At 63.9% G+C, this 13,625-nt stretch carries 13 protein-coding genes; 9 read left to right on the plus strand and 4 right to left on the minus strand.

Going from position 1 to position 13,625, the window contains the following annotated elements; translation table 11 throughout:
- Nucleotides 1–451 precede the first annotated feature (451 nt).
- On the plus strand, nucleotides 452–2,188 hold the full coding sequence (locus E5Z01_RS11555; RefSeq protein WP_135229503.1) for an ABC transporter ATP-binding protein: 1,737 nt from the start codon (nucleotides 452–454) through the stop codon (nucleotides 2,186–2,188).
- A gap of 3 nt (nucleotides 2,189–2,191) precedes the next feature.
- Here the strand turns inward: E5Z01_RS11555 and E5Z01_RS11560 are convergent, their stop codons facing one another.
- Nucleotides 2,192–3,004 (minus strand): hypothetical protein, encoded by an 813-nt coding sequence (locus E5Z01_RS11560; RefSeq protein WP_135229504.1) that lies wholly within the window; start codon nucleotides 3,002–3,004, stop codon nucleotides 2,192–2,194.
- 356 nt (nucleotides 3,005–3,360) lie between these two features.
- Between E5Z01_RS11560 and dnaK the strand changes: the two genes are divergently transcribed.
- The 5 genes from dnaK (at nucleotide 3,361) to E5Z01_RS11585 (ending at nucleotide 8,377) form a co-directional block, all read left to right on the plus strand.
- Nucleotides 3,361–5,256 (plus strand): molecular chaperone DnaK, encoded by a 1,896-nt coding sequence (gene dnaK, locus E5Z01_RS11565; protein WP_135229505.1) that lies wholly within the window; start codon nucleotides 3,361–3,363, stop codon nucleotides 5,254–5,256.
- 126 nt (nucleotides 5,257–5,382) lie between these two features.
- The gene (locus tag E5Z01_RS11570) at nucleotides 5,383–6,015 is read left to right on the plus strand and encodes a nucleotide exchange factor GrpE (protein ID WP_135229506.1); all 633 of its coding nucleotides are present in this window, start codon (nucleotides 5,383–5,385) and stop codon (nucleotides 6,013–6,015) included.
- A 103-nt stretch (nucleotides 6,016–6,118) separates the two neighbouring features.
- Nucleotides 6,119–6,868 (plus strand): VF530 family DNA-binding protein, encoded by a 750-nt coding sequence (locus E5Z01_RS11575; protein ID WP_135229507.1) that lies wholly within the window; start codon nucleotides 6,119–6,121, stop codon nucleotides 6,866–6,868.
- Between the two features lie 61 nt (nucleotides 6,869–6,929).
- Nucleotides 6,930–7,889, plus strand: coding sequence for a DnaJ C-terminal domain-containing protein (locus tag E5Z01_RS11580; protein ID WP_135229508.1), 960 nt, complete (start codon nucleotides 6,930–6,932; stop codon nucleotides 7,887–7,889).
- A gap of 140 nt (nucleotides 7,890–8,029) precedes the next feature.
- Nucleotides 8,030–8,377: a hypothetical protein gene (locus tag E5Z01_RS11585; protein WP_135229509.1), complete on the plus strand. Its 348-nt coding sequence runs from the start codon at nucleotides 8,030–8,032 to the stop codon at nucleotides 8,375–8,377.
- 13 nt (nucleotides 8,378–8,390) lie between these two features.
- Here the strand turns inward: E5Z01_RS11585 and E5Z01_RS11590 are convergent, their stop codons facing one another.
- The 3 genes from E5Z01_RS11590 to hemW all read right to left on the minus strand — a co-directional run bounded on the left by E5Z01_RS11590 (nucleotide 8,391) and on the right by hemW (nucleotide 10,923).
- Nucleotides 8,391–9,092: a DUF421 domain-containing protein gene (locus tag E5Z01_RS11590; protein WP_135229510.1), complete on the minus strand. Its 702-nt coding sequence runs from the start codon at nucleotides 9,090–9,092 to the stop codon at nucleotides 8,391–8,393.
- Between the two features lie 98 nt (nucleotides 9,093–9,190).
- The gene (locus tag E5Z01_RS11595) at nucleotides 9,191–9,610 is read right to left on the minus strand and encodes a CBS domain-containing protein (protein WP_135229511.1); all 420 of its coding nucleotides are present in this window, start codon (nucleotides 9,608–9,610) and stop codon (nucleotides 9,191–9,193) included.
- Nucleotides 9,611–9,780: 170 nt separating this feature from the next.
- The gene (hemW, locus tag E5Z01_RS11600) at nucleotides 9,781–10,923 is read right to left on the minus strand and encodes a radical SAM family heme chaperone HemW (RefSeq protein WP_240738332.1); all 1,143 of its coding nucleotides are present in this window, start codon (nucleotides 10,921–10,923) and stop codon (nucleotides 9,781–9,783) included.
- Nucleotides 10,924–11,073: 150 nt separating this feature from the next.
- Between hemW and surE the strand changes: the two genes are divergently transcribed.
- The 3 genes from surE (at nucleotide 11,074) to E5Z01_RS11615 (ending at nucleotide 13,625) form a co-directional block, all read left to right on the plus strand.
- Nucleotides 11,074–11,850, plus strand: coding sequence for a 5'/3'-nucleotidase SurE (gene surE, locus E5Z01_RS11605; protein ID WP_135229512.1), 777 nt, complete (start codon nucleotides 11,074–11,076; stop codon nucleotides 11,848–11,850).
- 111 nt (nucleotides 11,851–11,961) lie between these two features.
- Complete coding sequence (locus E5Z01_RS11610) at nucleotides 11,962–12,657, plus strand: winged helix-turn-helix domain-containing protein (protein ID WP_135229513.1); 696 nt, start codon at nucleotides 11,962–11,964, stop codon at nucleotides 12,655–12,657.
- The gene (locus E5Z01_RS11615) at nucleotides 12,657–13,625 is read left to right on the plus strand and encodes a sensor histidine kinase (RefSeq protein WP_135229514.1); all 969 of its coding nucleotides are present in this window, start codon (nucleotides 12,657–12,659) and stop codon (nucleotides 13,623–13,625) included. The genes E5Z01_RS11610 and E5Z01_RS11615 overlap by 1 nt, the downstream gene beginning before the upstream one ends.

Genomic DNA, 13,625 nt, shown 5'->3' on the forward strand with positions numbered 1-13,625 from the left:
GGGCGCGGATTGCGTTGGGGGCAGGTGAAAACCTGGACGGCCTTACGCTTGAAGGTGGCCCTCATCGTTGCCGCCTACAACTTACGCTTCGCACCTCCGCCCTTCGTTGTCAACCCCTAATCGCCGTAAAACCGCTTTATATGAAAACCATATTCTTCTTTCCTAATCTTCGACAGTGACAAAAGGCCCGGTCAGACGCTTTTTATCTTGAAAGAAAAGAGAGTTGTAAGCCATTCGGCGCATGTTGGCCGGCCGGTGGCCGTTTAAGCTGCATGCAAAGGAGTTCAGCATGAGACACCCCTGCCTTCCCCCCGTTTACGCCTTCTCTCGCGGAGGTTCCGACGTTTCATGCGATTCCCTAGACGTGTTGCTTGCAGCTTAAAACTGAACAGGTTGTGCCGGGAAACCCGCGTGGACGTGCAGCCCGCCGCGTTTCCTGGAGCATCCTGTTTTGAATTCCCCGCTTAACACTTTCCTCTTCTACTACCGCCCTTACCGCCTGACGCTGTTCATCGACCTGCTGTGCGCCAGCGTGGTGGCAGGCATTCTGCTCATTTACCCGCTGTGCGCCGGGTATGTCACACGCACTGTGCTGGACAACCCCGGCCCGGAAGCGTGGGGGCAACTGGTGCGCGTGGGCGTGTTCATGCTGGGCCTGCTGGCCGTGCAAATTGCCGCGAATACCTTCGTGGACTACCAGGGCCACATGATGGGCACGTTCATCGAGCGCGACATGCGCCGTGATCTGTTCGCGCACCTGCAAAAGCAATCTTTCGCATTCTTTGATTCGCGCCGTACCGGGCAACTCATGAGCCGCGTCACCAATGACCTGTTTGATGTCGGGGAACTGGCTCATCACGGCCCGGAAGACCTGTTCATTGCCGTGCTGCTGTTCACAGGCGTGTTCGTGATCCTGCTGAACCTGAACCCGGCCCTGACGCTGCTGCTGTTCGCCTTTCTGCCGTTCATGGCCGCTTACGCCATTTACTTCAACATCAGGTTGAACCGCGCCCTGCTGCAAAGTCGCGCCCGCATTGCGGACGTGAACGCCCAGGTCGAGGATACCCTGGCGGGCATTCGCGTGGTGCAGTCCTTCGCGGGCGAAAAGCTGGAACAGGGCCGTTTCAACGGTGAAAACCAGCGATTCGTGAACAGCCGCCGCATGGAGTACCGTGCCGAGGCTTACTTCTACCAGGGCATGACACTGTTCACGCAACTGATGAGTATCGCCGTGCTGGTGTTCGGCGGGCTGTACATTCTGCGCGACAGTTTGACCCTGCCGGAACTGGTGACTTACCTGATGTGCGTGGGCATCCTGATGGAACCCATTCGCCGTTTCGTGAATCTGGCGCGGCTTTTGCAGGAGGGCGTGACGGGCTTCCAGCGTTTCCGCGAGTTGATGCTGATCCAGCCGGACATCATAGACGCCCCGGACGCAAGGATCATTCAGAAACCGCGTGGTGACATCGAGTTCCGTGACGTGTCGTTCCAGTACCCCGGCACGCCCCGCCCGGTGCTCAGGAACATCAACCTGAACATCAGGTCGGGCGAGTTCGTGGCGCTGGTGGGCACGTCCGGCGTGGGCAAAAGCACGCTGTGCGCCCTGATTCCCCGCTTCTACGAGGTGACGGACGGCGAAGTCTGCCTGGATGGCACGCCCATTTGTAACATCACGCTAGAGTCCTTGCGGCGCAGCATCGGCGTGGTGCAACAGGACGTGTATTTGTTCTCCGGCACGGTCATGGAGAACATCAGGTACGGCAGACCCGACGCCACGGAAACGGAAATTATCCAGGCGGCGAAGCAGGCCGGAGCGCACGAGTTCATTACGGCCCTGCCGGGCGGGTACGATACGGACATCGGTCAGCGCGGCGTGAAACTGTCCGGCGGGCAAAAACAACGCCTCAGCATTGCTCGCGTGTTCCTGAAAGACCCCAGCATCCTCATTTTCGACGAGGCCACCAGCGCACTCGACAACGAATCCGAGCGAGTGGTGCAGGAGTCACTGGAGAGGCTGGCAGCGCATCGCACCACCCTCGTCATCGCCCACCGCCTGAGCACCGTGCGGAACGCCCAGAGAATCGTCGTTCTGACCGAGAACGGCATTGCCGAGGAAGGCACGCACGACCAACTCATGCAGGGGAATGGGGTTTACGCGCAGTTGCAGGCGGTCGGGGCCCGACTTTGACCGTCAGCGTTTTTCCTGATCTGCCGGCAGGAGACCAGGATTCGCGTCCGTGCGCGAGCGCAGAAACCGCTGCTGTGTTTCCCAGGCGCGACGCTGCGCTGAACCATCGGAACTGCCTGCAATGGCGCGGACTTCCTCAAGAGCACGGTTCAACTCGCTGACATTCTGGTCTTCGGGGCGCTGCGCTTTCCAGGCTTCCACCGTGCCGGGCAGGTAATCCGTCAGCGCCTGACGGGCATCGAACGCCGCTTTCACGTTGCCACGCCGTTCGGCTTCCACCATCGCCAGTTCCAGTTCCTCCACGGCAGCCATGACCTGCCCGGCCTGCATGGGCGGCAGACCACGGCACAGCGCCCGCACGTCCAGTTCGGAGATTTTCTCGCCCTGCGCCTCGGTGGGTAAGGCCTGGGGGGCCGGGTGCGGGTCGGCTGCGTCGTTCCACTGGGGCATCTCGTGCAGCGGAACCTGGTGGCCCCGGCTCAGCAGCAAGATCGCCAGGCCCGCCAGCAGAATCACCACGGTCATCAGGAAAGCGTTGCCGAAAATGCCCACCAGCGCCAGCGCACCGACCACCAGGCCCAGGCCGCTGCGGGCTTCGCGCGATTGCAAGAACGCCTGAAGCCGCCATCTGAAATCGCCACTCATCCCTGCCAGCACAAAGAAAGCCGCCACCACGGCAAAGAGTGTGAACGCCACGAAGGCATTACCGAAAATCAGGGAAATGGCGGTCATCCCGATCAGGAGTCCCCCGATGGCTTCGGCGGGCCTCTTGAGTTTCTTGCGTTGTTGAACGGTTGTCATTGGGGTGTCGTTCATGCCGGTTCCTCCTGGGGGCGAGGTGTTCTTGAACTGCTGCTGATCGTAACGTGCCTGACTGACATTACGCGGTCTACGCTCCGAAGTTGCACGCTGAACAGGTCTGAAGTGCAGACCACATCGAGACTTCAGCACCTGCCACTGGAAAGGGTATAGAAGGGACGGCGCATGTGCCCCCTCAGGCTTCTGGATGGCGGCGCGCGGGCTGACCGGCACATTAACATTCCCTCAACATCAAACTTGAGTCTAATACGCTCAAGTCTATTGACTCTTCTGGATTGTGGTCGTATGATACTTCCTGTTTAAGACTGCTGCCTACAACGGCTGCAAATCCCCATACACAGAGGAGTCAACTCATGGCTAAAGCTGTTGGAATCGACCTCGGCACCACCAACTCCGTCATCGCCGTCATGGAAGGCGGACGCCCCGAAGTTATCGTGAACGCTGAAGGTGGCCGTACCACCCCCAGTGTCGTCGCCTACAAAGGTGACGAGCGTCTGGTCGGGCAGATCGCCCGCCGTCAGGCCGCCCTGAACCCCGCCGCGACCCTGTTTGAAGTCAAGCGCTTCATCGGCCGCCGCTGGGACGAAGTGAAAGAAGAAGCCGGACGCAGCCCCTTCACCGTGAAGGAAGGCCCCGGCGGCAGCGTGCGCATCACCGTGAACGGCCAGGATCTGGCCCCCGAGCAGGTCAGCGCCGAAGTCCTGCGCAAAATGGTCGCCGACGCCAGCGCCAAACTGGGTCAGAAAATCACCGACGCGGTGATTACCGTGCCCGCGTACTTCGACAACAGCCAGCGCGAAGCCACCAAGCAAGCCGGGGAAATTGCCGGCCTGAACGTGCTGCGCGTTATCAACGAACCCACCGCCGCGGCCCTGGCCTACGGCCTGGAGAAGAAAGGCAACGAAACTGTGCTGGTGTTCGACCTGGGGGGCGGCACGTTCGACGTGACCATCCTGGAACTGGGCGACGGCGTGTTCGAAGTGAAATCCACCGCCGGCGACACCCACCTGGGCGGCGCGGACTTCGACCACCGCATCGTGGATTGGCTGGCCGAGGAGTTCCAGAAGGAGCACAACTTCGACCTGCGCAAGGACAAGCAGGCCCTGCAACGCCTCATCGAAGCGGCTGAAAAGGCCAAGATCGACCTGTCGAACGCCTCCGAGACCACCATCTCGCTGCCCTTCATCACCTTCGACCCGGAAACGCGCACCCCCATGCACCTGGAGCGCACCCTGACCCGCGCCAAGTTCGAGGAACTGACCGCCGACCTGCTGCGCCGCGTGCGTAAGCCCGTCGAGCAGGCCCTCAGCGACGCGAAACTGGACGCCAGCAAGATTGACGAAGTGATCCTGGTGGGCGGCAGCACCCGCATTCCGGCGGTCAAGCGCATCGTGCAGGAAATCACCAAGAAGACCCCCAACGAGTCGGTCAACCCCGACGAAGCCGTGGCCCTCGGTGCCGCCGTGCAGGCCGGGATCATCCAGGGCGACGCCAGCCTGGGCGACATCGTGCTGGTCGACGTGACCCCGCTGACCCTGGGCGTGGAAGTCAAGGGCGGCATGATCGCCCCCATGATCACCCGCAACACCACCGTCCCCGCCAAGAAGACCGAGATCTACACCACCGCCGAGAACAACCAGCCCGGCGTGGAAATCAACGTCCTGCAAGGCGAACGCCCCATGGCCAGCGACAACAAGAGCCTGGGCCGCTTCAAACTCGAAGGCATTCCCCCCATGCGGGCCGGACAGCCCCAGATCGAAGTGACCTTCGACATCGACGCCAACGGTATTCTGCACGTCACCGCAAAGGAAAAAACCAGCGGCAAGGAAAGCAGCATCCGCATCGAGAACACCACCACCCTCGACAAGAGCGACGTCGAGCGCATGGTGAAGGAAGCCGAGCAGAACGCCGCCGCCGACAAGACCCGCAAGGAAAAAGTCGAGAAGCGCAACCAGCTCGACAGCCTCCGCGTGCAGGCCATCCAGCAGATCGAGGAAAACGAGGGTGCCGCCCAGGACGCCAAGGACAAACTGAAAGCCGCCGCCGACGAGGCCGAAGAAGCCGTCCGCAGCGACGACGACACCAAGATCGCCGACGCCCAGAAGAAACTGGAAGAAGAACTGCGCACCTTCATGACCGCCCAGCAGCAGGCCGGGCAAGGCCAGGCGGACGCCGGACAGGGACAGGTCCAAAGCCAACCCAAAGCCGACGACGACGTGATCGACGCCGACTTCAAACCCGCGGAGTAACCCCCTTTTAGCGAAACGGTAGGGTAAAACCAAAACCCAGTAGGGGAGAGGACGGTTCACAGCCCCCTCTCCCTTATGCTTCAGCGCCCATAATGGTGGGCAATGTTCTGGAAGCGAGGAAACAAAATGACCGACGACAACAAGAAAAACGGCCAACCCGAGAACGAGAACATCAAATTCGACGCCGAACCCGTCGCCGAAACGGACAACATGGACGAGGACGCCGACTTCCAGATGCCCGAGGGCTTCCCCGACATGGATGCCGATTTAATGGATGCCGGCATGCTGGGGCAGGTGCAGGAGATGATGGGCAAACTCCAGAAGGCCGACGAACTGGAGAAGGAAAACGCCGACCTGAAAAACCGCCTGGGCCGCCTGGCCGCTGACTTCGAGGGCTACCGCAACCGCACCGGAATCGAGACCGCCGAAGCCGAAGGCAAAGGGGTCAGCAAAGCCGCCGAAGCCCTGATGCCCGTGTACGACGACGTGGAACGCGCCCTAACCGCAGGCGTGGACGACCCCGCCAAACTGATTCCCGGCGTGCAGGCCGTGCAGAGTAAAGTCCTGAGCATTTTTGCCACCCTGGGTCTGGAAGCCACCGGACGTGAAGGCGAGACCTTCGACCCGCAGTGGCACGAAGCCATTCAGGTCGTGCCCGGCGACGAGGACGAAGTGATCGTGCAGTGTTACCAGCTCGGCTTCAAGATGGGCGACCGGCTGGTGCGCCCGGCGCGGGTCGTGGTGAGCCGCAAGGGGTAAGTGGTGAAGGGGTCGAGGAGTCCAGAAGTCGAGAAGTCGAGGCGTGTGGGGCTTTTCTCGACCCCTCGACTCCTTGACCTTTCGACTGACAAGGGAGGTCACCATGTCTGACCCCCTGCACGGCGTCACTTTGGAACGCATCGTCACGCATCTTTTCGACGAGTACGGCTGGGACGAACTGGCCCACCGCGTCCCAGTCAAGTGTTTCCAATCGAATCCCAGTGTGACGAGCAGCCTGAAGTTTCTTCGCAAAACGCCGTGGGCGCGGGAGCAGGTGGAAGGCGAGTATGTCAAGCTCCTGCACCGTGAGGACGCCAACCCGGTGATCGAGGCCGTGAAGCGCGGGCAGCCTGTCAACACGGCGGGCGTGAGCCAGAGCAAACTGCACGCGGGCCTGGGCTGGATGCTGCGGCACGTGCCGCAGAACGCCGAGAACCTGCGCCTGTACTTCCTGCCCATCCTGGCGGCGGTGCAGGACGTGAATTTCTGGCCCGACTCGGAGACCATGCCGCTCATTAACCTGACCATCGAAAAATTGCACCTGGGCGCAGGCGACGACGAAATCGGTTTCCTGGCGGAACTGGTGAAGCGCGGCGCAGACGTGAACGGCACGCGCTTCTGGCCGCCGCTGATGCACACCGTGGACGTGGAGGGTCAGGCGTACCGCACTCACACCCGCGCCCCGCGAATGGACGTGCTGGACTTGCTGCTGGCGCACGGCGCGAAACCGGAACTCCGGGACGCTCAGGGCCGTACTGCGTTACAGATCGCGCAGGCTTACGGCTTGAAGGCGGCGATTCAGAGGCTCACACCGGAACCGGTCGAGAAGTCGCGGCGTCGAGTGGAACCGTGATTTTCAGCGTTTAGACCTTCAGACGTTTTGACGTTCACACCCCGACCGCAGGGAGGTTCACATGGCTTACAAGGACTATTACGACGTGCTGGGCGTGTCCCGCGGCGCGTCTGACGCGGACATCAAATCCGCCTACCGCAAGCTGGCCAAGCAGTATCACCCCGACAAGAACCAGGGGGACGAGAAGGCCGCCGACAAGTTCAAGGAGATCGGCGAAGCCTACGCGGTGCTGAACGACCCCGAGAAACGCAAGGTGTACGACCAGTTCGGGCACACCGGGCAGGTGCCGCCGGGGTACGACACCGGGGGCTTCCAGGGCGGGGATTTCGGCGGGTTCGACGGCAGTCAGTTCAGTGATTTCTTCCAGGATTTGTTCGGGCGGGCGGCCCAGGGCGGAGCCGGGCGGCGCGGCGGCGTGTCGACCAACTTCGGTGGGATGCCGGGGGCCGGGGGCGCGGGGTTTCCCGGCGGCGGTCAGGTGAACCTGGAGGACTTGCTGGGGGGCCTGGGCGGGGCGGGGCAGTCGCGGCGCTTCGTGCAGAACGTGGAAGGCGAGTTGCAGGTCACGCTGGCCGAGGCTTACCACGGTTCCGACGAAGTGATCAACGTGGACGGCAAGCGCCTGAGTCTGCGGGTTCCGGCGGGCACGCGCGACGGAGCGCGGCTGCGCCTGGCGGGCCAGGGGCCAGGCGGGGGAGATGTCCTGCTGACCATCCGGGTGCTGGAGGACGCGAACTTCGAGCTGGAGGGTGACGACCTGACCACCTCGGTGGACGTGCCCGCACCGGTGGCCGCGCTGGGCGGGGACGTGAAGGTTCGCACGCTGGGCGGAACGACCGGGAACCTGAGCATCCCGGCGGGCAGCAGCGGCGGGCGTAAGATGCGCCTGCGCGGGCAGGGCTGGCCGAAAAAAGGGGGCGGCCACGGCGACCTGTACGTTCGCCTGAACCTGACGGTTCCGAAAACCCTGAGTGACCGGGAGAAGGAGCTTTACCAGCAGTTGCGCGATTTGCAGTCCTGAAACTTGCCCAGCTAAACGGGAACACTGACCTCGGTGAGGGCTTCAGTGTTCCCGTTTCTTCGCGTGGTATGACACCTGTCACCTGATTCGCCTGACACCCGGCACTACGAAGAAAAGCGGCCCTTCGGCAGACTGAAGCCATGAAAGACATGCACGCTCAGCCGACGACTCTCCGTTCTTTTCCCCAAGGTGGCCTGTTCGTGACCCTGGGGGTCTTGAGCCTCCTGGGGAATCTGTTCGCGCAGGCTCCCGCGCTGGCCGGGGTGAGCGTCTCCCTGGTACTGGCAGGCGTGGTGGGCTGGCGCGGCTCCCGCAGGCGCGGGTACCTTCCGAACTCGGTGATCTGGTGGGTGTTCGGGACGTGCTTCGCCTTTTTCTTCGCCCTGGGCCGCGTGGTGGGCTTGAGTCCCGAGCAGGCGGGCCAGTGGTTTCCGGCCCTGAGCTTCCTGATGGTGGGCGGTATGATGCTGCTGCGTCGCCGCCTTTGACCCTGACGGGGCTTCAGGCCAGCGGGTCGGTGGTGGCGGCTACCCAGTGGTGCTCGCCGCAGGCACAGGTTCCGGCCGCCTCCTGCACGCGCCCGCAGTTCAGGCAGGCCAGCGGGCCGGGGTGGCCGGGCGAGGCCGGGGCCGGCAGTTCCAGATCCCACGGTGGCACCACCGGCAGGCCCGGTGGGGCTTTCCCGTCTGGGTAAAGAAAGACCGAGAGGTGCCCGTCCTGCTCGAAGTAAGCGCGCTGCACCTGTCCCAGTTGCCGCACGTGCTCGGCCCGCAGCGACTCGAACAGGTCTTCCCGGCTGAGTTTGGCGCGTTCCAGCCCCCGGTGCAGCATCACGCCGTCACGCACCAGCTCGACCGGCGTGCCTTCCACAAAGGTTTCAATCGTTTCATTGTGAATCACGAAGTGTGCCAGCAGACGCTGCAACCCCACCACCAGTGCCAGCACCAGCATGGCGTGCAGCAGCGGCACTTCCGGGTAGAACATCGGGTCGCCCGCCGCCGACCCCAGCCCGATCACGATAGCCAGTTCCAGCGGACTGAGTTGCGCCAGCCCGCGCTTGCCGGTGACGCGCAGCAGAAACAGCAGCCACAGGAAAATAATGCTGGTGCGCAGCGCGATTTCCAGCAGGAACAGCGCGTCCGTGTCCCCGATGAACATGCGCTGCCAGTCCAGCGGCTGTACCTTCTGTGCCACTTCACTCATCGGTTTCACTCTTCGGATTCACTGGCCTGTTCACCTTACGGTCACTTTACGGCACGAAAAAAGCCCCACCCTGGGGGCTATGAAGAAAGGGCCGGGGTTCAACCAGGCTGGCTGATGCCTTCCAGTGCCTTCTGATCCGCGTTTCCGCTTGTACGGGTAGACAGGTCGGCCAGACTGACGATGCCCCCGATGTTGCCGGTCTCCGTGTCGGTCACGGGCAAGCGGCGCAACTGCTTCTCGGCCATGGCTCTGGCGGCTTCCTCCACGGTGGTCTTGCAGGGCATGGTGAACACGTCCCGCGTGGCAAATTCGCTTACGGGCGCATTCGTGTCTTTACCGTCTGCCACCGCGCGCACCACGATGTCCCGGTCGGTCACGATGCCTACCAGGGTGTCGCCGTCCATGATCAGCACGTTGCCGATGTCCTCGGTTTTCATTTTCTGCGCCACTTCGCGCAAAGTCGTCTTGCCGTCAACCGTCGTCAGGTCTTTCGTCATGATTTCTTTCAAAGTGGTCATGCCCCTACCCTAGAAGCCAGTTGTCAGCCGGGTATGGCAGGAGGGTTAAGGGCACCTTCGCCCGCGGCAGAGAGACCCTTCATAAGAATTCCGGTCATAAGAATTCCGGCTGAACAGTGAGGGCGTTACGGTAGATCCCGACCAGCAGGCGCCGTAACGGATCACCTCTATCAAGCTTCCAGAAATTCCGTGACCACGCGGTTGAGCACCCACCACCCGGCAGGCGTGGCCCGCAAGTTCGTGCCTTCCTGCACCAGCAGGCCGCGCTGCACGTTGCGCTGAATAACCGGGCCGTACCTGTCCAGCACATCCAGGCCACTGCGCCTCGACAGGTCACTCAGATCAATCCCGGAGCGCAGGCGCAGGCCCATAAACAGCGCGTCCGTAACGTACTCCACCGCATCTATCGGCAGATTTTCCCCCTCTTCGCCGGCCAGCCATTCGTGCAGGTGCGGATTGGTGCGGCGCAGGGTCAGGGGGGGGTGGGGGCCGGGCCAGGCCGCCGTTGCCGGGTAGTGCCCGGCGGCTCCTGGCCCCAGAGCCAGGTACGTGCGCCCGTGCCAGTAGGCCAGGTTGTGCCGGGATTCCTGGCCGGGCCGCGCGTAATTGCTGATTTCGTAGCGCATGAAGCCGTGGGCGGTCAGCAGTTCCTCGGTGCGTTCAAAGCCTGCCTGTTCATCGTCCTCGTGCACGGTCACGCCGCGCCGGGCAAATTCCGTTCCGGGTTCGATGGTCAGCGTGTAGGCGCTCACGTGGCCCACGCCCAGCCCCACCAGGCCGTGAATGTCGGCGTCCAGCGGTTGCCCTGGCACCGCCGTGATCAGGTCGCCACTGACCCGGAACCCGCGCCCCAGCAGTGTGCCGATGGCTTCACGCGCCTGCCCGGCGCTGTGCGTGCGGCCCAGAAACTTCAGCGTGGGGTCGTCCAGGCTCTGTACCCCCACGGACGCCCGGTCGAACCCCACACCCCGCCACAGGTCTGCCCGTGACGCATTGACTGTTCCGGGGTTGATCTCCAGCGTGTTCTCCACCCGGCCCCAGCCGAGGAAGCGGCGCACCGTGTCTGTCAGCTGCGTGATCTCCGTGTCCCGCAGGAAACTGGGGGTGCCGCCACCCACGTAAACCGTGTCCAGGTCGATGTCGAAAGTGTCGGCCAGGCGCGCGGCTTCCCCGGCCAGCTTCGCCAGGTACGCTTCCACCAGGCCGGCCCGGCGCGTCAACACATGAAAATCACAGTACGGGCAGATGCTCGGGCAGAACGGCACATGCACGTACAGATGCCGCACCACAGGATCGAGAGCCGGAAAAGACACGGGGGAAGTCTACGCGCTCGGCCGGGACAGAAAAGCGACGAAACGCAGCCCACCGTGAAGGCGCCCCCTGACGCCTGCCTTTGCCGCTTGTGGGGCCTTACGGTTTCCGCGCTCCCCTGCGGCACTCCTCTGGGCGTTAACCTGACGGCCATGACAGCGAAACGCAAACGGGTGCTGGTGGCGAATGACGACGGCATTTTTTCACCGGGTATCAAGGCGCTGGGGCTGGCGCTGGCGGAGGTGGCGGACGTGGTGGTGGTCGCGCCGGACGTGGAGCAGTCGGCGGTGGGCCACGGCATCACCATTCGCCGCCCGCTGCGTTTCAAGCACACGGCCTCGGCGGGCTTCGGGAATGTTCCCGCATACCGCGTGGATGGCACGCCTGCCGATTGCGTGGTGCTGGGCTATCACCTGCTGGGGCAGCCCGATCTGGTGGTCAGCGGCATCAACATCGGCCCGAACCTGGGCGATGACCTGACGCACTCCGGCACGGTTGCGGCGGCCATCGAGGGCATGGCACTGGGGGTGCCCAGCATCGCCTTCAGCCAGCAGAGCGGCGCGGACGGCGAGTACAATTTTGCGGCTGGCGCGGCGTTCGCGGCGAACCTGGCCTTAAAGGTACTGGAGCGCGGCCTGCCCCGGCGCACGCTGCTGAACGTGAACTTTCCGCACGGCGACGCGAAAGGTGTGCGGGTCACGCGCGTCGGTGAGCACCGCTGGGAGGACAGCATCGTCACGCGTATCGACCCGGAGGGGCGCGAGTACCACTGGGTCGCCGGTACCAGCCGCGCCGAGGACGCGCACGACCTTGAAACCGATTACGGCGCGGTGCAGGCGGGCTACGTGAGCGTCACCCCGGTGCGCCTCGACCTGACCGCCCGCGACCTGCTGCGGGAAGTAGAGGGGTACGTCCCGGACCTCGCCTGAGTCCCGCCAACCCTTGCGCAGCCCAAAGAGTCCCCCGGCTCACCTCCTACTGACCGCCTGTCTTGCTATGGCCTGACATTCGCCTGACGTGGCCCATCAGAATGGAAGGCGATGAGCCATGTGGTTGTAATTGAAGACGAAAGCACAGTGCGGGAGGTGCTGCGCTTTCACCTGGAGCGTGCTGGGCTGCGCGTCACCGCCTTCGAATCGACCCGTGGCACCGAAGACGCCCTGCACAGCGCCGACGTGCTGGTGCTCGACTGGATGCTGCCGGGCGAGAGCGGCCTGAGCTTCCTGCGCCGGGTGCGCTCCGAGCCGGAACTGCGCCGCCTGCCGGTGCTGATGCTCACCGCCCGCGCCGCCGAGGCCGAGCGGGTCGAGGGCCTGGAAACCGGCGCGGACGATTACCTCACCAAACCCTTCAGCGCCGCCGAACTCGTGGCCCGCGTGCGCGCCCTGCTGCGCCGCACCCAGCCGGACGCGCCACAAACCATGAGCAATGGCCCCCTCAACATCGACATCAGCGCCGCCGAAGCGAAAGTCGGGAGCCGCCGCCTCAACCTCACCCGCCGGGAATTCGACCTGCTGGCCTTCATGACCCAGAACGTCGGGCGCGTGTACTCCCGCACCGAACTGCTCGACCGGGTGTGGGGCGCGGATTTCCTGGGTGGAGAACGCACCGTGGATCAGCATGTCACGCAACTGCGCGCTCATCTGGAAGACGAACCCAGCCGCCCCGCCTTCCTGGAAACCGTGCGCGGCAAGGGTTACCGCATGCGGGCCTGGACGGAGGATGATATGACGTGATGCCCGTCACGAAACTCCCTGAACGCTTTGATGACACGTGGATCGACGCCCTGCCCCAGGCCATCCTGCTCACCCGTAACGGCGTGGTCACGCGCGTGAATGCCGCCGCCGTGCGCCTCTGGGGCGTCCCGCAGGAACGCGCCGAAAACAGGCCGGTGCTGGAAGTCGTGCGCCGCCATACCCTGGAAACCCTGCTGGAACGCGGCGGGGAAATGGAACTGGAAGTCACCGGGCGCACCCTGCGCTGCACCGCCACGCACGACGACGTGGTCAGTGCCCTGATCGTCGAGGACGTTACCGATTACCGCCGCCGCGAAGCCGAACTGCGCGAAGCCGCCGCCGTCCTCTCGCACGAATTCCGCACGCCCGTGACGGCCCTGCGTGGCGTTCTGGAAGCGCTCGAATACGACATGCCTGCCGACCTCGCGCAGAACTTCGTGCGCCAGGGCCTCATGGAAGTCGAACGCCTCGCCCGCCTCGTCGAGGATCTCGCGGTGGGGTTCCGCCCCACCCGTGCCCGCACCCTGCCGCTGGCCGAAACCTTCGCCCGTGCCGAACGGCTCCTGGGCCACGAACTCACCGCGCAGGGGGCCACCCTCACCTTCGGGCAGGACTATCTCGTTCGCGCTGACCCGGACAAACTCCTGCAGGTTCTCCTCAACCTGATCGAAAACGCCCTCAAATATGGCCCGGCCGGCCAGCCCGTCGAGGTCACCACCGCCGTGCGCGGCACCTGGGTCGAGGTGGCCGTCCTCGACCACGGCGCCCCCATCGGCGACACCGAAACCCTCTTCCAGGCCCACACGCGTGGGCGCACCGCCACCGGCCAGGGCAGCGGCATGGGCCTGTACATCGTCCGCAGCATCGTTCAGGGCTGGGGCGGACAGACCTGGGTGGAACGCCAGGGCGACTGCAACGCCTTCTGTTTCACCCTGCCGGGCGTTGCCGGACTGGGCCGTGAAGCCTGA

Origin of the sequence: Deinococcus fonticola, assembly GCF_004634215.1 — a bacterium.
Taxonomy (GTDB): Bacteria; Deinococcota; Deinococci; order Deinococcales; family Deinococcaceae; genus Deinococcus; species Deinococcus fonticola.